The sequence below is a fragment of the Proteiniphilum sp. genome (genome assembly GCF_034331125.1).
Lineage (GTDB): Bacteria > Bacteroidota > Bacteroidia > Bacteroidales > Dysgonomonadaceae > Proteiniphilum > Proteiniphilum saccharofermentans.
In genome coordinates this window covers 67,055-88,775 of sequence record NZ_JAXQGC010000034.1, presented here as the reverse complement: position 1 = coordinate 88,775, position 21,721 = coordinate 67,055, and the positions used below count along the sequence as shown (strand labels likewise).

Below are 21,721 nucleotides of genomic sequence, written 5' to 3'. Positions count from 1 at the left end.
TTCAGGGAGACTGATTGTTTCTATTCCGTATCGTGATCGGTAAAATCCTTCGGGAGTTTTCCGAATTGTTTCTGGAAACATTTTGCAAAGTAAGATGGATTGTTGAATCCTACCCGGTAACACACTTCATTTACCCTGTATCTTCTTTCGTTTAACAGTTCAGCCGCTTTCTTCAGCCGCATGGACAGAATAAGCCTGTTGGGTGTTACTCCCGATATCTGTTTTATCTTTGCAAACAATCCCGAACTGCTGATACCTATTTCTTTTGCCAGATTATCGATAGAAAAATCGGAATTTTCAATATTCTTTTCAATGATCTCGTTCAATTTTACCAGAAAATCTTCATCTGTTTTGTTTCCTGCGATACTTTTCAGGGAAGCATACGGTGTCCGGGAGAATTTTTGAAACAGTAATCTGCGTGATTCCAGCAGGTTCCGGATGCGTGCGGACAAATAGGAAATATGGAAAGGCTTGTCTAGATACGCATCGGCGCCCATCTCAAAGGCTTCTATCTTTGATCCGACATTTGTTTTTGCCGTCAGCATAATCACCGGAATATGGCTCCATAAAAAATTCTGTTTGACGGTTTTGCAAAATGTGATGCCATCCATATTCGGCATCATCCTATCTGTAACGATGATATCTATTGGATGATTTTCCAGGATGTCAATACCCTCATTGCCATCGTTTGCAGTATAAACGAGGTAATTGTTCAGGAACTGTTTCCGAATGAAGGCCTGCATATCCTTGTCGTCTTCCACGATCAGCAGCGATGGTTTTTCATCATTACCCGAATCGCAACAAACGTTACCGGAATCGCAACTCTCGGGTTCTATACCGGAACTCATTTGTGTTTCCGTAGAATATTCTCCGGGGAGAGGATATTCTACCTGCCTGTTTATTTTAGGAAGAACAACTGAAATGGAAAAACTCTCACCGGGATTATTTATTAGTTCTATTTTTCCGTCAAGTGCATCCACTATCGATTTTACCAGGAATAACCCGAGGCCTGTACCGGAGTTGTATTGTCCCGGTGCCTGATAAAACGGTTTGAATATATGCTCGGTTTCCGATTCAGACAAACCGGCACCGTTATCTTTTACCGATATTTCATAGTAATCTGCGGAGAGATGTGCATTCAATTTCAGTAATATGTGATCGGTGGTGTATTTCGATGCGTTGCTCAACAGGTTGCTTACCACTTTTGTGAGGTTTTCCGCATCGGTCATCGTTTCGAAAAACGTATCGTTACAGATGTATTCAAACAGAATGTGTTTATGTTCGATAAACGGTTTAAACCGTTGATAGATTTTTGACACTAAGAGGTATATATTCTGGTTGGACAATGATATCTGGATACCTCTCTTTTCAATCTTTGAAAAATCGAGTAACTGATTTACTAATGTTAAGAGGCGTTGACTATTACTTCTCATGATATCCAGATTCTCCTTGATTGCATCCGGCATTGCGTCCGAGGCTTCGATTACCTGTTCCAAAGGAGCGATGATCAAACTTAGAGGTGTTCTTATCTCGTGTGCCACATTGGTGAAAAACTCTATTTTGGAGCGATACATTTCTTTTTCCTGTTCGCTTCTGATCCTGACGATTTTTTCTTCATTTTTTCGTTTGTCCTTTTCCCGAAGGAAATGAAACAGATAGATGATACCGGTAATGACGAGTAGTATGTAGAATGTAATTGACCACCCGTTCCACCAGAGAGGTGGTTTTATGATCATGCGCAGGGCATATCCCTCGTTATTCCATATCCCGTCGTTATTCGATGCTTTTATTCTGAATACATAATTTCCGGGTGGAATATTGGTATAGGTCGCTCTCCGCTCTTTACCGGTGTTATTCCAATTTTTGTCGAATCCTTCCAACATAAAGGAATACTGGTTTTTCTCGGGAGCAAAAAAACTCAATGCCGTAAATTCAAAGCTGAATGAATTCTTATTGTGTGTCAGCATAAGCACCGGCCGGTTTTGTTTGTTCCGGGATAAAAAATTATTTATATCTGCCGGCTTGTTAAACAGTTGGAAATCCGTTATTTCAATAGTTGGGATATGCATGTTTTTGTTCAACTGTTTGGGATAGAATGTGTTAAATCCGTTGGGTGTGCCGAGGTATATTTTTCCGGAGGAGGTTTTAAAGCCGGAATTCGGTGTAAACAGATCACTCAATAGACCGTCACTTTTGGTAAACTGGCGGTATTGCCTGGTGGAAGGAGTATAACTGATTAAGCCTTTCAGTGTGGTGATCCATAGATTTCCGTTTTCGGCAAAGACCTTACCAATATAGTTGCTCTGAAATTCCACTTTTTCATCGATAAAACTATCATTTTCGGCGTCATACCGGCATAATCCGTGATTTGTGCCGATCCATAACTGGTGTTTTTCATCGATTCCAAGGCAGATCACATCGTTGCTGATCAGTGAATTTGGATTCTCCGGTTCGAACAGGTATTCCGTCCATTGGCCGGACTCAAGATTGAATTTTTGTAATCCCCTGTTGATGGTCGCAAACCAGATATGATTTCCGGTCTGCAAAATATCCATTACTATTTCATTCAGGTTCCGGATACGGATGAAATTATCCGATTGCCGGTCATACAGATTGATGCCTGATGAGGTCCCAATCCAGATATTTGCCAGTGAATCACGGTATATCGAATAGATGTTATTGGCATCCAATGAATTTTCATCTCTGTCATCAGATACATAATGTTTGATTTTTCGGGTGTGGAGATCCATTACATTCAATCCGCCCGTATAGGTGCCGATCCATAGTTGATTCTTGTCGACCAGAAGCGCATGCACATTATCAAACGACAGGCTGTTTGTCTCGTCTTTATAGCTATAGGCACGGAATTTTCCTGTTTTTACATCCATCTCATTGAGTCCGCCGTCTTCCGTGCCGATCCATATATTTCCGGACGGATCTTCACAAAAGCTGCTGACTACATTACCTGTAACTGAATTTTCGAACCTGCTATGGGTATATCCGGTGAAATAATTCCTGTTGGGTGACGCATAATTGATCCCTCCATAATAGGTTCCGATCCAAAGTCCTCCTTCATTATCTTTATAGATAGGATACACAAAACAGTTGGAAAGCTTTGGTTCCCGGAAGTGTTGTTCCGGTCGGTTCCCGGCTATGGGAGAGAGTTTAAAAGAGGTAAGTCCGCCATTCGATCCGATCAGTATTGTGCTGGGATCGTATTCTGTTAATTGATGGATATGCAGTATTCTCTCTTTGTCGGGAGTATATACATGTCTTTCGGTGATGATCCCTTTGTTTTTATCTACCGCGATCAGGCCATTGGTCCATGTTCCGAACCACAATGTGCCGAAAGTATCTTCCAGCATACTGTAAGCACGTAACTCCTTTTGTTCGTTGAAAGGCATCTCCGGAAATCCGGGAATAAATTGACGCGATTCCCGGTCAAACCTGTATATCTGGTGCTGCGTGTTATCAACCGAAGCCCAGATTATATTATCCTTGTCTTTATAGATCGATGTTACCCAGATTGATTCATCCGGGTTTGTTCTAAATTCATTGAAAGTATGCAGGAATAACCTGTTATTCTCATAGAGAAAAACACCCTGCCTTGCGGATGCGATCCATATTTTTCCGTTATCGGAAAATAAATTTTGAATCCTTCCCGAAACCGGAGTACCTTTTTCTGTTTGTAATGTAAAAGGATGGAACTCGTTATTTTTCAGGTCCAACGTACATACACCCCTTTCGGTTCCGATCCAGAGCGACTGGTTATCATCCTCAACAAGAAAATATACATAATTATTGATCAGGGAATTTTCGTTTCGGGGTATATTGCGATAGGAGACAAATGTATAGCCGTCGAAGCGATTCAATCCGTTCTCGGTGCCGAACCACATGAATCCTCTCGAGTCCTGGAGAACAGCATATACCGTATTCGAGGATAAACCGTCCTCTACCTTGTAATATTTGAAATTCAGTTCAATGGAGAACGATTTCAAACACGATATCCAAAATATGAAGAATATGGAAAGTATTGTTTGCATGGATTTTTACGTCTATGTTAGGCTTATTTTAAATTCCCCTCAAAGATATAGTGTTAATTTGACACTTAAAATAGAATTGTGTTATTTTTTTGGATTTTTTTTGTATTACAAGTTCTTTTTTTACCTCAAATTTGCAAACAGAACCAGTGGGTTACACATTACTTCGAATATTATTTTTCACTTTTTTATATTTTAACCCTATGAGAGCAAATTCAAAAAACAACAAACCCGAATTGAAATGTTATGTCTGTTTCATTTCATTTTTACTACTATTCTTCATCTACCCGGAAGGATCGCTATTCGCGAATAGGAATGAATATCTGCAAGCTTCTGTGAAAATCGGGGGAATAATTGTGGATGAAGCAGGGATTCCGATTATCGGAGCGAATATCATCGAAAAAGGAACCGTTAACGGTACGGTAACCGACGCGGAAGGAAATTTTTCACTTGATGTGAAAGATTCGAATGCGGTATTAGTCGTTTCCTATATTGGGTATAAAACGGCTGAATATCCTATTGAGCAGGATCGACTGATGACAATCACGCTGATAGAAGATTTAAAAATTATGGAGGAGGTTGTCGTGATTGGTTATGGTACCCAGAAAAGGGTGGATGTGACAAGTTCCGTGGCAAGTGTGAAATCCGAAATGTTTAATAAAGGAGCCATCCTTGATGCGGGACAATTGGTACAGGGCAAGGTGGCAGGGTTACAAATCTCACTGCCCACCGGTGATCCGTCGGCCAGTACTTCCGTTATGCTTCGCGGTAATTCCACCTTAATGGGATTAACGTCTCCGTTGATATTGGTAGATGGTGTGCCGGGATCATTTGCTACGGTTGCGCCTGAAGATATTGAGTCGATCGATGTTTTAAAAGATGGTTCCGCAACCGCTATATACGGTACGCGGGGTACCAATGGGGTGATTATTATCACGACTAAAGGCGGAAGACGCGATGCTCCGGCAACCATTGAATATAACGGGTATGTATCGATTTCCCAACAAGCAAGGGTTGCCGACTTTATGAATGCGAGTGAACTGAGAGCGCGATTTCAGGAAGGTTATGGATTCTCGGGGGCAAATGATCAGGATTATGGGCATAATACGGATTGGCTAAAGGAGGTAAGCCGCACAGGAATTTCCAACGTGCATAATCTGACATACAGAGGTGGTAGTTCCCAAACAAGTATCATTGCCAATCTTACGTATGACAAAAAAGAGGGAACATTCAAAAAATCCGATTCTGAAAATATCAGGGGACGTTTAGAGTTTGCACATCGTATGTTTGATGATAAACTGATCTCAAATATTTCCTTAATAGCAAATGAACAAAGTACCGGCCCCGGATTTAATACCAATGTGTACCGGTATGCATGCATTCAAAATCCGACGCAGGGAATTTACAACGAAGACGGTTCTTATGTTGAGCGTCCCGTTTATTTCTATGATAACCCTGTTTCATTATTGAATGAAACAATAGGGATGACGCGTTCACGTAATATCCGTTTTACGGGAAGTATGGAATTTCGCCCTGTCGATAATTTTGCTGTGAAAGGGATGATAACGCGTAAAGGGCAAAGCTATCTTAACGGCTATTATTATACGAAACAACATCCTACAACCACTGAAGGAGGTTATAACGGATATGCGTCGCGCTATACTTCGGATTATATAAATAACCTCGCTGAAATTACCGTTGAATGGAGTCATACATTTAACAAACAACGGATAAATGCCATTGGCGGATACAATTATGAAGATTCTTCGAGCGAGAACTTCAGTGTTTCAAACAGGGATTTCCCTACGGATAGTTATACGTATAATAAGCTGGAATCCGGATTAGCATTGTCCAGAGGTGAAGCAAGTATGTCTTCTTACAGGAGAACCGAAAAACTGATCGGTTTATTTGCCCGGGTAACATATAATTATGATGACCGTTATCTATTGATGGCTTCTGTACGACGGGAAGGATCTTCGAAGTTCGGCGCCGATCATAAATGGGGGAATTTCCCTGGAATATCGGCCGGATGGCGTATCAATCAGGAATCCTTCATGAAGAACTATGATTGGCTGGAAAATTTAAAACTCAGGGCCGGATTTGGCATTACGGGAATCAATATCAGCAGCCCGTATGTCTCCCTTGCTTCGTTAAATTATGACGGTTATTTTATGTATGGTGGAGAATGGATAAATACGTTGATACCTGTCAGGAATCCGAATCCCGATTTGCGTTGGGAAAAAAAGTATGAATATAATGTCGGGCTGGATTTTGATGTATTCCAGGGACGCTTAGGAGGTGCGTTTGATTGGTACTTAAGGCAGACAAAAGACGCCTTGTGGGATTATTCTGTACCGGTGCCCCCCTATCAATATGGCACTATAACGGCCAATGTGGGGCAGATAGAAAATACCGGATTTGAAGCATTGATACGTGCTATTCCGGTACAATCGAGAGATTTTGAATGGAATACGAGTGTTACCTATTCTATCAATAAAAATAAACTGATATCCATATCCAATGATCAGTTCTCCATGTCGACAGACTGGTTCACCACAGGGCATACGGGAGAACCTATCCAAACGACTACCCATCGTGTGAAAGTGGGTGATCCCATAGGGAATTTCTTCGGACTCAAATCGGTCGGGCTGAATGAAGATGGACTATGGGTTGTGGAACGGTTGAAGAAAAACGATGCAGGAGAAGTGATCGAAAGATATTATGATCTGGCCAAAGATGCAACGGATGAAGACCGGCAGGTGCTGGGAAATGGTGTTCCCAAACACAATCTTAACTGGAGCAATCAGTTGAGATATAAGAATATTGACGTATCTATAGGAATGCGTGGAGCTTTTGGCTTCCAGATATTGAACTATCAGAAAATGTATTATGGAAATCCGACCATCCAGTACAATGTCCTGAATTCGGCCTTCGATCAATATGATGTTGTTGACCTGACAACAGGTAAACCGACCGGAAAGAAAGCGACCATTAACGACTCTCAACGCTATATCAGTGAGTTTGTGGAAAACGGTGATTACTGGAAAATCGATAATGTAACCGTAGGCTATACTTTTAATATGACCAATGTTAAGTATATAAGAAACCTTCGTCTTTATATGTCGTGTTTAAATCTCGCGACCATCACCGGATATACAGGTATCGATCCTGAAGTGCAGATAACGGGTTTGGAAGCCGGTACCGATAGTAGGGACAAATACCCTACAAACAGGTCATATACTTTTGGTATTAATATAACATTTTAAAAAAGTAATATTATGAAAAAAATAAGATTTGGATTTTTGTTTTTGACTATACTTCCATTTTTTACTTTCTATAGTTGTTTCAATCTCGATGAACAAGTTTTTTCGGAAGTAACGGAAGAATCTTTCATTCCGACGGAAAAAGATATGGCTGCATTGTTAGCGAGCGCATATTCTCCACTTACCTATATTATGAACTGGCAGGGATATTTTGATCTACAGGAAGAACCCGCCGATTGTATCATTACTCCCACACGTCCGAACGGATGGGATGACGGGGGTACCTATCGCAGGATGCATCAGCACCAATGGACTTCTGAACAGTGGCAACCCTATAACACATACTTAACAGCCTATGAAGGTATAAATAACGCAAACCGGGTAATGGATCAGGTGAAAAGCGGCTCGTTACCGGTAGGAGAATTAGGTGATGCTACCATTGCCGAATTACGGGCTATACGTGCTTTGTGGTACTCTATTCTTTTGGATACCCATGGGAATGTACCCCTGGTTACCGCTTTTACGGATGAAATTCCTGAACAGGCATCCCGACAACAAATATATGATTTCGTGGTAACGGAACTGACGGAAGCTATGCCTGATTTAAGTGAGAAAAATGACAGGGACACCTATGGACGTATGAACAAGTGGGCAGCATATATGGTGTTGGCAAGGGTTTATCTGAACGCTAAGGTCTATACCGGCACAGAACAATATGCCAAAGCACTCGAATGCGTAAATGAAATCATTAAATCGGGATTATTTGAACTTTCTACCGATTTTTCTGATAACTTTACAATTGATGTGGATTATAGGAATAAAGAGTTTATTTTTGCTGTTCCTTACGACAAGATTTATGCCGGTGCCGCCCAACATGCTAAATGGTATCCACCGGTTGCCCGTTTCCATTTCGGATCCACCTTTCAAACCTGGGACGGGTCGTGTGCCAATCCCCAATTTATCAATTCCTATCAGGAGGGTGATAAGCGACTGGAAAAAACATGGTTAATGGGACCTCAATACAGTATTACCAATCCTACACAATTGGTATGGACTTGTCTGAACTATCTACCTTCCCTTACCTGTTTCAAAGGGACGGAGAACCATACCAGTATCGATTACGGATATAGAGTGGCAAAATGGGAATTCGATAATACGGCAACCTTTAACTGGGGGCATGATTTCCCTTATTTTCGGTATGCCGAGACATTACTGATTAAGGCAGAATGTTTGCTTCGGTTGGGGCAAGAAGAAGAGGTTGCAGCAGATTTGGTCTCCCAGATACGGAGGCGGGTGTTTGATAATGAGGAACAAGCAAAAGTAACAGTAGCTGACCTGAAAGCCGATACTAAAATAAAATATGGTACACTCGACTGGGATAATAATCTGGATGTATTGGGTGATCAGACACCAGTTCAATTCGGAGGTTTATATGACGAATGGGGATGGGAATTTGCCTGCGAAGCGCAGCGGCGTATTCACATGATCCGTTTCGGGACATTTTCCATTAAAAACTGGTTCAATCATATTGCGGTGACCGATGGCCATACAGCCATTTTCCCGATTCCATACGAAGAATTACAGTCAAACAAAAATTTATCTCAAAATCCGGGATATTCAATGTAACATACAAATCAGCTAATTATAATTTTAATGAGGAGAATGTTTTTACTATCCGTGGGTGTTTTATGTATTTTCGGCTGTAATAAACCCTCGGAAAAGCATACACAGATACAGCTCGGTGAAATCAATGAAGTTTCGTTTACCGACGTCCGTTTTAATGACGAATTCTGGGCGCCGAGAATGGAAATCAATAGGACGGTTTCGATCCCGTCGGCGTTTTATCAGTGTGAAATAAATGGGCGGTTCGATAATTTTGCATTAGCCGGAGGATTGATCGAAGGAGAACATCAGGGTGATTTCTCCTTCGACGACACCGATCCGTATAAAATCATCGAAGGTGCATCTTATGCATTGGCTGTAAAATACGATCCGGAGTTAGACGCATACATGGACAGTGTTATTACATTGATTACTGCCGCTCAGGAGGAAGATGGATATCTCACTACCTGTGTCACCAATAATTGTACCCGCCTTTCACGTTGGTGGGGTAGTTCCCGTTGGGAAAAGATCAACAGTCATGAGTTGTACAACTGCGGGCATCTTTATGAAGCGGCGGTTGCACATTACAAAGCGACCGGAAAGCGGACATTACTGGATGTGGCCATAAAAAATGCCGATCTGGTGTGTGACGTTTTCGGACTTGGAGAAGGACAGATAAAATATCCGTCGGGACATCCTATTATAGAAATGGCGCTTGTGAAACTGTATCATGTGACGGGAAATAAGAAATACCTCGATCAGGCACATTATTTTGTGGATGAAGCCGGTCGTTTATCCAACGGAAGGAAACCGGGTATTTATAGCCAGGATCATAAACCGGTGCTTGAACAGGATGAAATTGTCGGCCATGCTGTCCGGGCCGGGTATTTTTATTCGGGAGTAACGGACGTAGCCTCTTTGCAGCATGACCGGGAATTGTTCGATGCCGTCAGCCGCGTCTGGGAAAATATGGCAGGAAAGAAGCTCTATATCAATGGGGGGATTGGTTCTCGGGCGCAGGGAGAAGGATTTGGCCCGGATTACGAACTCAATAATTTCAATAATTATTGTGAGACTTGTGCGTCCATTGCCAATGTGTACTGGAATCAACGGATGTTTTTGGCAACAGGCGATTCTAAATATATTGACATATTGGAGAGGACACTCTATAACGGGGTTCTTGCCGGTGTTTCGTTGAGCGGTGATAAATTTTTCTATGACAATCCTTTGGCTTCACACGGCGTACACCAACGTCAGGAGTGGTTCGGATGTGCCTGTTGTCCGGGAAATGTCACCCGTTTTATGGCATCTGTTCCGGGGTATGTGTATGCTACTCATAAAAATGATGTATATGTCAATCTCTTCGTGAGCGGAAATGCAAAGATAACTCTTGAAGAGGGTGAGATCGAGTTGGAGCAGATAACGAAATATCCGTGGGAAGGAAATGTGGAAATCAAGCTCAATAGAGCCATTTCGAAAGAATTTGCGATACATGTCCGGATTCCCGGATGGGCAGTAAACCGACCGGTACCGACTGATTTGTACCGGTATGTGGATGATGAGAAACCACACGTTTCCTTAACGGTCAACGGGAAAACGATAGAAGTTAAACCGGTACATGGATATGTGGTTATCGATAGAAAATGGGAAGAAGGAGATAAAGTTTCTTTACATATGGATATGCCCGTGAGAAGGACACAAGCGCATGATAACGTGTACTATAACGAAGGATTATTGTCGATGGAACGGGGACCTGTACTGTATGCCCTGGAAAGTGTTGACCAGCCCGAAGATTTTCTTTTCAATATTGTAATACCCAGAGATGCCAGAATTTTGTCCCGTTTCGATAAATCACTGCTGAATGGTGTTGTTGTACTGGAAGGAGATGCATTCACAGTCAGCAGGGATTCTGTTAGCGGACAATTACTGAAAAAGCCTTTTATATTTAAAGCGGTTCCTTACAGCACCTGGAACAACCGGGGACGGGGACAATTGGTTGTATGGACACCCGAAAAAGCGGAATATGCTATTTTAAGACCGGAACCGACTATTGCTTCACAAGCTGAACAGGTTGGCGGTTGGGGATATAATGACCAGTTCGAACCAAAATCATCATCTGACCTCAATACACCCTATCACTATTGGTGGTTGAAACAAGGCAGCGAAGAGTCTGTCGGATATCAGTTCAACAAACCGGAGACGATTTCAAGCGTGGAGGTCTATTGGCTGGTCTTTGATCATTATGATGTTTCATACAGAACGCCGGAATCATGGAAACTGCTGTACCGAGAGGGGAATACTTGGAAAGAAGTGAAAAATCCGTCCGGTTACGGAGTAGAACCGGATCAATACAATAAAGTTATATTTGATCCGGTCACCACCACAGAATTAAAATTGATAGCCCAATTACAGCGTAATAGAGAAGGTGTGTCCCAAGATCAAGATTTCAAAGGTTATTCAGGGGGTATTATTGAATGGAACGTGAATAATTAATTGTTTGATAATGAAATGTAAGAAGATTTTCCTTATAGTGATCTTAGTGTTTTTCTGTGGATTCGAATTTGCACAGTCTCTCTTTTATGCTGAATTATCGGATAAGGTTGTTGGTACTGTTCCGCCGGAATTGGGTCTTGATCCGTTTTATAAGAAATATCTTGATGCCGGTGGTATTCCCGTCGTTTCATCGGAACATGTTTCTGATGAAGCACTTATCCGGGCGCAACGTGTGATTACGGTCATGCTTTCCAAGCGTCCGGATGTGAAACGAGTTATGGTGGAGAGTGGTTGTAAGGTCATGATCATCGGCCGGAACGAAGAGGTCTGCGATTTACCGGAATACGCGCATATCTGCGATACTCCGGAGAACATCGCCTACTGGAATAAACGGGCGCGCGGTTTCGGCGGTGCGCCCGAAGATGCGTTCAGTGCGAGTTTCGGGGAGGAAAATGTGCTTTGCCTGGAAGGTGACCGGTATAAAGGCGAAAGCATCCTGGTGCATGAATTTGCCCATCTTATCCATACGGTGGGTATTGTCGGGGTAGACCCCGGTTTCAATTCCGAACTGGAAGCGCTCCGTCAACATGCCATTGAAAAAGGACGTTGGGAGAATACGTATGCGATCAGCAATAAAGAGGAATATTTCGCCGAAGCCGTACAGTCTTTTTTCGACTGCAACCGTTATTCGGAAAAGCCCAACGGAGTGCACAACGCTATTAACACCCGTGCAAAACTGAAAGTGTATGATCCGGAAATGTATGAGTTGCTTTTGCGCTATTTTCCCGAATCGGATCTGGGTTTATGTGATGATAACTATACACAAATTCAATGGGACTGATCCTTTGTTGTAAAAATATTTCATTTTAAATTTTCATCTTTAAAAATTATCTTTATGAAACGAACAGTGGAAATTATTTGCCTGTTTTTACTCATTATGAGTTGTCAAAATCAGGGAAATCACAAGTCTACAGAATTAAGCGAGGCGCATACCCTGATCCAATTGGTGGATACTCCCGAGATAACAGCGCCGCCAGTCGCTTTGAATCTTGATCCGTTTTACAAAAAATACATGAATGTAAACGGTATCCATGTGATCAGTTCATGGAGGGTTCCCGATTCCTGTTTTTATGCCGCATACATCACTATTAAAGCGTTGACGGATATGTTGCCTGGAGAGGTGCTGGAGTCGATGACGAACCGGGATACCCGGATCGGGATTATGGCGCGTTACGAAGGAACGACCGATATTCCCGAGCACGCCCATCTTGCCAATGATACTTCCCTTAACTGGGATGTGCGCGCACGGGGATTAGGGGGAACACTCAATCTACCGTTGACCACCTGTGCCGAAGAGAATATTCTGGCGTATCAGATCGATAAATATCATGCGGAAGATATCCTGATCCATGAATTCGCGCATACAATACACGATGTAGGTATTTCCCCGATAAACCCTGATTTCAATGATCGACTGAAAGCATCGCTGGATGCCGCTCTTGAAAACGGTCGATGGGTGAATACATATGCCGCCACCAATATCTGGGAATATTGGGCGGAAGGTGTACAGACCTGGTTTAATGTCAATGCCGAAGTTAATACTGATGAAGGTGACGGGAAGCATAATAGAGTGAATACCCGGGAAGAGCTGAAAGTGTACGATCCCGGATTGTACAAGATCTTATCCGAGTACTTTCCCGCTACAAACCAAAGGATTAGCCGTCATAAAACGGAAAATTTGTATAATTGGGATAATTAAGTTAAAAGTGAAAAGTTAAAAGTGAAAAATTAATAGTGAATTTTCTTAGGAATGAGGACAGAAGAAAAACTTGTTTTGAATCTTTTCGATAAGCGAACACAGAGGAAAAACTTGTTTTTACTATGTTGAGCAAAGAAAACAACTGAGTTTACTCGAATATGCCGAGTGATAACAGAAAATCTACGTAGTGAATAGAAATAAATCACTTTTAGTTCTTCACTTTTAGTTTTTAGTTTATAAAGTCTTGTATCTAAATTATTATCATATGAAACGATCAGCAGTAACAATCTTCATTATTTTTGCCCTTTCGGCAACTTTCGCCCAATCTCCATGGGATCGGATTGCCCAAAAACCCTCCACGCTATTTATGGGGATGGGGGAGGAGACATTTACAACAAAATCTTTTTCTTTGACTTTGGTAAATGCCTCTCAAACGGTGAAACATCTGACTCCGCTTTCAGATATGTCCTTTGATTATACACCCAGTGACAGAATAGAACAAAGGGATAAAGACGGGATGTACCATTTGGGAGATATAAATATTACTCTGAGAAAATCAGTAGATGGGAGCTGGAAACAATATTCTACTGCATATAATCGTAAGCCGGTACAGCAATTGGCCGTGAACGGCAATATAATTGCTGCTGCCGACCTTGCCGCCACTTTACCTGAAGATATACCTGTAGGCGTAAAGAGATTCTGGGAGACCGATAAAGGGGATCTGGTGCTGCGGTTTGAGATTACGAATCGCTCTTCGGATAATGTGGAAATAGGATCCTTGGGTATTCCCCTTATTTTTAATAATATACTGGAAGGGAAAAATCTGGATCAGGCACACCATGACAATGTGTTTTTTGATCCCTATATAGGAAAAGATGCGGGCTATCTTCAGGTAAACCGCTTGCATGGCAAAGGTGCCAGTTTGTTAGTGTTACCTCAGGATAATGCTGCATTCGAGGCATACAATCCGCTCAATGATGACCCAACCCCGAAAGGTGTGGTGTTTGAGGGATTCCATGAGTGGCTTATCCATAGTAAAGCAAATGCGGAGACGGAATGGAAAGATGTGGAGCCATGGAACGAACCGACCTCGACCAATCTGGTTCCGGGAGAGTCGAAAAACTTTTCTATCAAGTTTGTCCTTGCTCCGTCTATCAGAGGAATAGAAGATGAATTGATCTGCCGCCGGAGACCCGTTGCAATAGGGCTTCCCGGCTATGTTTTACCTGCCAACGAAAAAGGAAGGCTCTTTATAAAATATCCGGAGAGGATAAGAAACATTTCCGTCTATCCTGAAAATGCGCTGACACTGACTAAAAAAGATGATACCCCCAGCAGATGGTCGGAATATGAAGTAAAAGGGAATAGTTGGGGTAGAGCCAGAGTCACTGTCAACTATGCGGATGGAGTACAGCAGACTATTCATTATAAAGTGATTAAGTCGCAACAGGAGGTGGTAGATGATCTGGGGAACTTCCTTACCACGAAGCAATGGTATGAGAACAAGGACGATGCTTTCGGCCGTTCACCCTCCATCATGAACTATGATTATGACAGGAAACAGATCCTTACCCAGGAGAGACGCTCCTGGTTTGTAGGCCTAAGTGACGAAGCCGGTGCCGGAAGCTGGCTGGCAGCCGTGATGAAGCAACTTGTGCGGCCCGATCATCAGGAGATTCAGAAAATAAAAAGATTCATCAATGAGACGATGTGGGGTGGGATACAGCATAACTCCGATTCTACGAAATACGGCGTGAGAAAGAGCCTGTTTTACTATGAACCGGAGCTGATGCCGGAAGGTACCTATAGCGATTCAATCCGGTTCAGTGGCTGGGAAGCCTGGTCGAAAGAAAATGCCGAAGATCTTGGACGTTCCTATAACTATCCGCATGTGGCGGCAGCGCACTGGGTGATGTATCATCTTGGCAGAAACCGGGGCTTTACTGATATCGATTGGAAACAAAGTCTTGAAAATGCCTATCATACAACGATAGCGATGGTGAAATTTGCTCCTTACTATGCACAATTCGGGCAGATGGAAGGTTCTGTTTTCCTCTATATCCTTCTGGATCTGCAACGGGAAGGATTTACGGAAATGGCTGTTACTCTGGAGGCAGAAATGAAAAAACGGGCGGATCACTGGCGTTCGTTAAACTATCCGTTTGGCAGTGAAATGCCCTGGGACTCCACCGGACAGGAGGAAGTGTATATGTGGACATCCTACTTCGGTTATGCCGACAAGGCGGATGTTACCCTCAATGCGATCCTCGCCTATATGCCTGCACTGCCCCACTGGGGTTACAACGGCAGTGCCCGCAGGTACTGGGATTTTGTATATGGAGGTAAACTGGCAAGAATTGAACGCCAGCTACACCATTATGGTTCGGGATTGAATGCGATACCGGTACTCGCTGCCTATAGGGATAATCCGGAGGATTTCTACCTGTTGAGGGTAGGACATGCCGGCTCGATGGGGCCATTGGCCAATGTGACCGAAGATGGTTTTGGCCCGGCTGCTTTTCATTCCTATCCTTCCACACTGGATATCGATGGTTATGCAGGTGATTACGGTAGCGGATTTTATGGCTATGCAGTCAATGCAGGTGCCTATATCTACAATCATCCTGAATTCGGATGGGTTGCTTTCAGTGGCAATATTGAAAAACAGGGAGAATGGATCAAGACCGAAATTACCACGGCAGGTAGGAACCGTGTTTTTATTGCATCGGAATCTCTTCACCTGACGACTGTCGCCGGACAAATGGAGCAGATTGATTATAATCCTGTAACCAAAGAAGTAGTCATTACATTTGACGGGAATGCATTACTCGATTTGACTGTCCCGGATGACAGGGAAATAGTCCTTCCAAAAGAAATAACCAAAGAGGAAAGAGGCTATTACGTGATCAAATCGACGAAAGGAAAAGAAACTTCGTTACGCCTCAAAGTCGAAAAAATGGAAAAATCGCAGTCAAATGCAAATTCTGCAGGTATTCGAACCATTACTGAAACCGAATCCATCCATGTGGACTGTCCGGTAGGTACCGTACCCCGATTACCTTACCAGGTATGGGTAACCTATTCCGATGGCAGGTCGGAATACCGTCAAACCAGGTGGTCGAATTCTGCACTTGCCATAGAGCAGGAACAGGCAGATCCGGAGAAAAACCCTGTAGGGCATGAATATGCCGTAAAAGGTTTCATCATTGGAGATAACACTACTCAATATGGGTATCCAGTTACGGCTACTGTCAAAGTGGTGGATGAGACCTATGCAACGCCTTCTCCTATTCCGGTTGCCAACCCCGTTCCATTGGACAAAGTGGTTATTGATGGGGACAACAGGCTGACTTCCAACCGGGATCTGGCTATTCTGCAGATCCTTAGTTGGGATGTTTCCCAACAGTTGTATAACTACCGGGATACATACGGGTTAAGTACCGAAGGATATACAATAGCCGATGGGTGGGATTCTCCTACCACTAAACTCAAGGGACATGGGTCAGGTCATTATATGTCTGCGCTGGCTTTTGCTTTTGCAAGTGCTGTCCATCCGGAGCATAAGAGTCAGTTACGTGATAACATGCGACGGATGGTCAATGAATTGCGTGAGTGCCAGGAACGTACATTTGTCTGGAATGAACAGTTAGGCAGGTATTGGGAAGCACGTGATTTTGCACCCGAAGCCGAACTGCGTACGATGAAAGGGACCTGGGAGGACTTCGATATGTATAAAACCCAGTGGGAAAAATATGGTTACGGATATCTTAATGCTATTCCGGCCCATCACCCGGCGCTGATTGAAATGTATCGTGGGTATAATAACTCCGACTGGGTGTGGGCGCCTTACTATTCTATCCATAAACAACTTGCCGGCCTGATCGACATAGCGACCTATGTGGATGATCCTGAAATTGCCGGTAAAGCACTGCTTATTGCCAAAGATATGGGATTATGGATCTGGAACCGCTTGCATTACCGGACATATGTCAAAACGGATGGAACACAGGAAGAGCGCAGAGCCAACCCGGGTAACCGTTATGAAATGTGGAATATTTACATTGCCGGGGAAGACGGTGGTACGGGCGAATCGCTGGCACGGCTTTCAGAAATGGTAACGGACCCGATTGAGAAAGCACGCCTGCTCGAAGCATCCAATTATTTCGACAGTCCGGCATTTTACGATCCGCTGGCTAAGAATATCGATGATATCCGTACCCGTCATGCCAACCAGCATATCCCGAAAATAACCAGTGCGCTTCGTAGTTTCAGAGGTAATGGTAATCCCTACTATTATCATCTGTCCGAAAACTTCTGGAATATGATACAAGGTCGTTACCGTTATTCAACAGGAGGAGTAGGTAATGGTGAGATGTTCAGGCAACCCTATACCCAGATACTGAGTATGGCGACCAATGTAACATCCGACAATCAACGCAATCTGCATCCCGCACCTAATATCAACGAAACCTGTTGTGCCTATAACCTGGCGAAACTGACCAAAGACCTCAACAGTTTTAACCCTGACGATGCCAGGTATATGGATTATTATGAAAGGGTATTGTACAATCAACTCATTGGGTCGTTACACCACACCTGCTATCAGACGACCTATCAGTACGCGGTCGGTTTGAATGCATCCAAACCCTGGGGCAACAGGACGCCACAATCTACCTGTTGCGGTGGTACGGGCTCCGAAAATCATGTGAAGTACCAGGAAGCGGCTTATTTTGTTTCGGAGAACACTATCTGGGTCGCTTTATATATGCCGACCACTCTCTCGTGGGATGCAATGAACGTGACCATTCAGCAGGATTGTTTGTGGCCTGCTGAGAATTCAACCATCCGGTTGACGCAGGGAACCGCTGGCTTTGCTATGAAATTACGTGTTCCCTATTGGGCTACAGAAGGTTTTGATGTGAAACTGAACGGCGTTTCAATCGCTTCTTCCTATCAGCCAGGCACATATGTTACTATTCCGGCGCGTACCTGGACAACTTCCGATGTGGTGGAGGTTATCATGCCTTTTACCAGACATATTGATTTTGGCCCTGACAAGTTAGAAACAGCTGCTACGGGTATAAACGAAACAAATACTCCGTTCACTCCCATGTGGGTCGGTACGCTGATGTATGGTCCTTTGGCTATGACGGCTACCGGCATAAACAGTTGGGAACAGGCTACTATCGACGTGGATTCCGATTTGGGAAATATTGTACAAAACAGACCTGTTGGAGCCAAAACCGGTGTGAATGCCAATCTCTATACACTGACGCTGGGAGACAAGACATTTCAGCCGGATTATTACAGGCATGACAATACAACACATTATTTCAGGATCAATCTGCCCGGTGATCCAAACGTCGGATTGGAAACAGCTCAAATGACCATAGATAAAAGTATGTTGAAAGAATATCTGCATGTGGCTATGGAGAGGAAATCCGCACAGGAAAAGTGGAATGCGCTTACCGTGAAAATACCGGAATATGCTCCTTGGGCACCACATGGTTTTTCCCGTCTAATGAAACAGCTTGAGCTGGCACAGAATATCCTCAGCGATACGGATAAGAATTATAATCAAACAGAAATAAATGAAGCAGCATCAGCGCTTAATGCAGCTATCAATACAATGAGACCGGGCAACCTGCCGGAGTTGGAAGATCTGGGCGATTTGTTGAGTTTGCTTACCGATGCCGGGGCTGTGAAACAATCCGGCCGTACAAGTGTCCTGACCGAAGCGATTCAATATGCGGAGATGGTAGTGGAATATGTAGGTGACGGAAGCGGGACACACGATATGATAGAAAGTGCGTTGGTTAGACTTACGGCAGCACTCGATAAAACAGACCGTACGAAATAGAACGTTTTCGTTAAGCAATATGAGCAGAAGACAAGCCTGCTTGGATTATGTTATTGCGAGAAAACGACTAAATTTTTTGAAGATTTTTTGGGCCTGACACCATTCTATTCTTCCAGGCATGTATTACGGGAAACAAAAAATAAAACCGGATAAATAATATTCCTATAAATATTTCATAAAATGAAAACTCTGCTCGCTTACTTTTTTTTATTCCAGATTTTTGTATCATCTGTTGGAGCACAAAACGCAGATAGTTTATACCAATTGGCAGATCGTTATAATGAACGGTTCACCTCAAAATTTTATTACAATGCAACAAATGTTCAGGCTGTAAATGATTCACATTGTTTTGTCTATATGACACAAACCCCCAAGGGGAAAGAATTTTATCTGATCGATCCCGAACAGAAAACGCAAAGAAATGTATTCGATCAGGAACGTCTGGCCACTTCCTTGTCAAAAGTATTGGATAAAAAAACAGATGCATATAATCTTCCTTTTCGGCAGATCCGATTGAGTGATCGGCGGGATTCCATTTTTTTTCGCGTTGAAACAACCGATTATTATGCCCTGTTGACAGATTATGAAGTTTCTAAGAATCCGGTTCAGAGCTTCCGTGAAGAGCCCTGTTGGGGCAATGTATTCAAAGAAGATTCCAGGGAAAGGGTCCCCTCTCCGGACGGAAAAAAAGAAGCCTATATCTCGGAAGGGAATCTCTGGGTAGAAGATAAAGAAACAGGAAATATACGGAAATTAAGTAACGATGGTTCACCTTACGAATATTACTCGTCGAATATCTATTGGTCGCCCGATTCGAGAAAGATCGTGTGTTGCAAATATCGCCCCGGAGGGGATCGCAAATTGTTGTTGATCTCTTCTTCTCCAAAGGATCAATTACAGCCTAAAACAGAGACATATGATTATCTGAAACCGGGAGATGCACTGCCTGTAAGACGTCCGGTTGCTTTTCTGCTTGATGAAGAAAAAGTAGTTCATTTTGATGTGCCGGATGTTGATTCCCAGTATGATCTGACCAACATAAAATGGAATAAGAAAAGCGATTTCTTTACGTTCGATTTCAATAAAAGAGGACATCAGCAATTCATCGTATATGCCGGAGATGTCCATTCGGAAGCGCTGCATCCGGTAGTTAACGAAGAAAATCCTACCTTTATTTATTACTACAACCTTTACCAATATTGGTTTAAGGAGAGTGATGAATTATTGTGGATTTCGGAGCGTGACGGATGGCGGCATATCTATCTCTACGATGTCCCGTCGGGAAAAGTAAAGGAACAGCTGACGAAAGGAGACTGGGTTGTAAAAACGATTGTGAATGTGGATGAAAAAAAGAGACGGATTCTTTTCAAGGCGTGCGGTATGGATAAGAATGAAGATCCCTACCTGGAAAAATATTATACTTTGGATATTCGTAGTGGGAAAATAACGCCGCTTACTCCTGAGAATGCCCATCACAACGTTACTTTTTCGCAGGATCACCGGTATATGTTCGATGTGTACTCAAGAGTAGACTTACCTCCTGCACTTGTAATCCGTTCTGTTGAGGATGGAGGAAAAATAGTATATAAACCCGCTATGCAGCCGGATATCTCCGGAGTTACCGCATCCGGATGGCGGATGCCGGAAGTCTTCTCTGCAAAGGGACGGGACGGTGAGACCGATATCTGGGGAATGATCATTCGTCCGTCCAATTTCGATCCGACAAAAAAATATCCTGTCATCGAATACATTTATGCCGGACCACACGATTCTCACGTGCCCAAATCATTTGCCGTGGAATACCGACCCAGTGCCCTGGCTGAACTGGGATTTATCACGGTGATGATCGACGGAATGGGAACGGCAAACCGGTCCAAGGCTTTTCACGACGTATGCTGGAAAAACCTGAAAGATGCCGGCTTTCCCGACAGGATTGCCTGGATAAAGGCGGCTGCAGAGAAATATCCGGAAATGGATATCGAACGGATGGGAATTTACGGAGTGTCAGCCGGGGGACAGAACACCATGTGGGGACTTTTGTCATATCCCGACTTTTACAAAGTGGGTGTGGCCTCTTGCGGTTGTTATGATAACCGAATGGATAAGATATGGTGGAACGAGCAGTGGCTGGGATATCCTATTGGAAAAGAATATGAAGAGAATTCGAATGTGGAGAATGCACATCTCCTGAAAGGGAAGTTAATGTTGATCCTTGGGGAGATGGATAATAATGTAGATCCGTCGAGTACATTGCAACTCGTGGATAAATTGATTAAACATGATAAAGAGTTTGAGTTTGTGATGCTCCCGGGTGCCAGACATACTTTAGGTGAAAAATACGGAGAAAGAAAACGGCGCGATTTTTTTATGAAGCATCTTTTGAATGTAAAAGCAACGGAATGGAATAGCAAAAATTCGAAGTGAGCTTTGCTCCATTTACTTTTCTATAGAGAGATTAAGTCCAGGGTCATTGAACCCTGGCTTTTTTGTTAAAAACACCTGTTTGGTCATTTATCCACTTTATTTTATCATTTGTCCACCTTGTTTATTCCAGGAAAAAAGATATTTGTACCTTAAATAAGTTATCTAAATTTAAAGTAAAATTATGTTCGGGTATGTTGTGGAATTTATATGCCCGGCGTTTTGCTGAACTACCTTGTGTTTTTTGACTATTAAATAAGTATCTGTTATAGTAGATCAGCTT

The 21,721-nt window shown here is 43.1% G+C and carries 7 protein-coding genes and 1 pseudogene; 7 read left to right on the top strand and 1 reads right to left on the bottom strand.

Going from position 1 to position 21,721, the window contains the following annotated elements:
* Window positions 1-20: 20 nt before the first annotated feature.
* Window positions 21-4,043 carry a hybrid sensor histidine kinase/response regulator transcription factor gene (locus U2P89_RS07410; RefSeq protein WP_322191085.1) on the bottom strand — a complete coding sequence of 1,341 codons (4,023 nt, stop codon included), beginning with the start codon at window positions 4,041-4,043 and terminating at the stop codon, window positions 21-23.
* A 200-nt stretch (window positions 4,044-4,243) separates the two neighbouring features.
* Here U2P89_RS07410 and U2P89_RS07405 point away from each other — a divergent pair, with 200 nt between their 5' ends.
* The 7 genes and pseudogenes from U2P89_RS07405 to U2P89_RS07375 all read left to right on the top strand — a co-directional run bounded on the left by U2P89_RS07405 (window position 4,244) and on the right by U2P89_RS07375 (window position 21,441).
* A complete protein-coding gene (locus U2P89_RS07405) occupies window positions 4,244-7,306 on the top strand; it encodes a SusC/RagA family TonB-linked outer membrane protein (RefSeq protein WP_322191084.1) in 3,063 nt (1,020 codons plus the stop codon).
* A 12-nt stretch (window positions 7,307-7,318) separates the two neighbouring features.
* Window positions 7,319-8,929, top strand: coding sequence for a RagB/SusD family nutrient uptake outer membrane protein (locus U2P89_RS07400; RefSeq protein WP_322191083.1), 1,611 nt, complete (start codon window positions 7,319-7,321; stop codon window positions 8,927-8,929).
* 27 nt (window positions 8,930-8,956) lie between these two features.
* Window positions 8,957-11,398 carry a glycoside hydrolase family 127 protein gene (locus tag U2P89_RS07395; RefSeq protein ID WP_322191082.1) on the top strand — a complete coding sequence of 814 codons (2,442 nt, stop codon included), beginning with the start codon at window positions 8,957-8,959 and terminating at the stop codon, window positions 11,396-11,398.
* 58 nt (window positions 11,399-11,456) lie between these two features.
* Window positions 11,457-12,239: pseudogene (locus U2P89_RS07390) on the top strand (hypothetical protein); the annotation flags it as partial.
* 54 nt (window positions 12,240-12,293) lie between these two features.
* A complete protein-coding gene (locus tag U2P89_RS07385; protein WP_091909250.1) occupies window positions 12,294-13,157 on the top strand; it encodes a hypothetical protein in 864 nt (287 codons plus the stop codon).
* Window positions 13,158-13,524: 367 nt separating this feature from the next.
* Window positions 13,525-19,017 carry a DUF5695 domain-containing protein gene (locus tag U2P89_RS07380; protein ID WP_322191091.1) on the top strand — a complete coding sequence of 1,831 codons (5,493 nt, stop codon included), beginning with the start codon at window positions 13,525-13,527 and terminating at the stop codon, window positions 19,015-19,017.
* A 357-nt stretch (window positions 19,018-19,374) separates the two neighbouring features.
* Complete coding sequence (locus U2P89_RS07375) at window positions 19,375-21,441, top strand: S9 family peptidase (protein ID WP_322191081.1); 2,067 nt, start codon at window positions 19,375-19,377, stop codon at window positions 21,439-21,441.
* Window positions 21,442-21,721 lie beyond the last annotated feature (280 nt).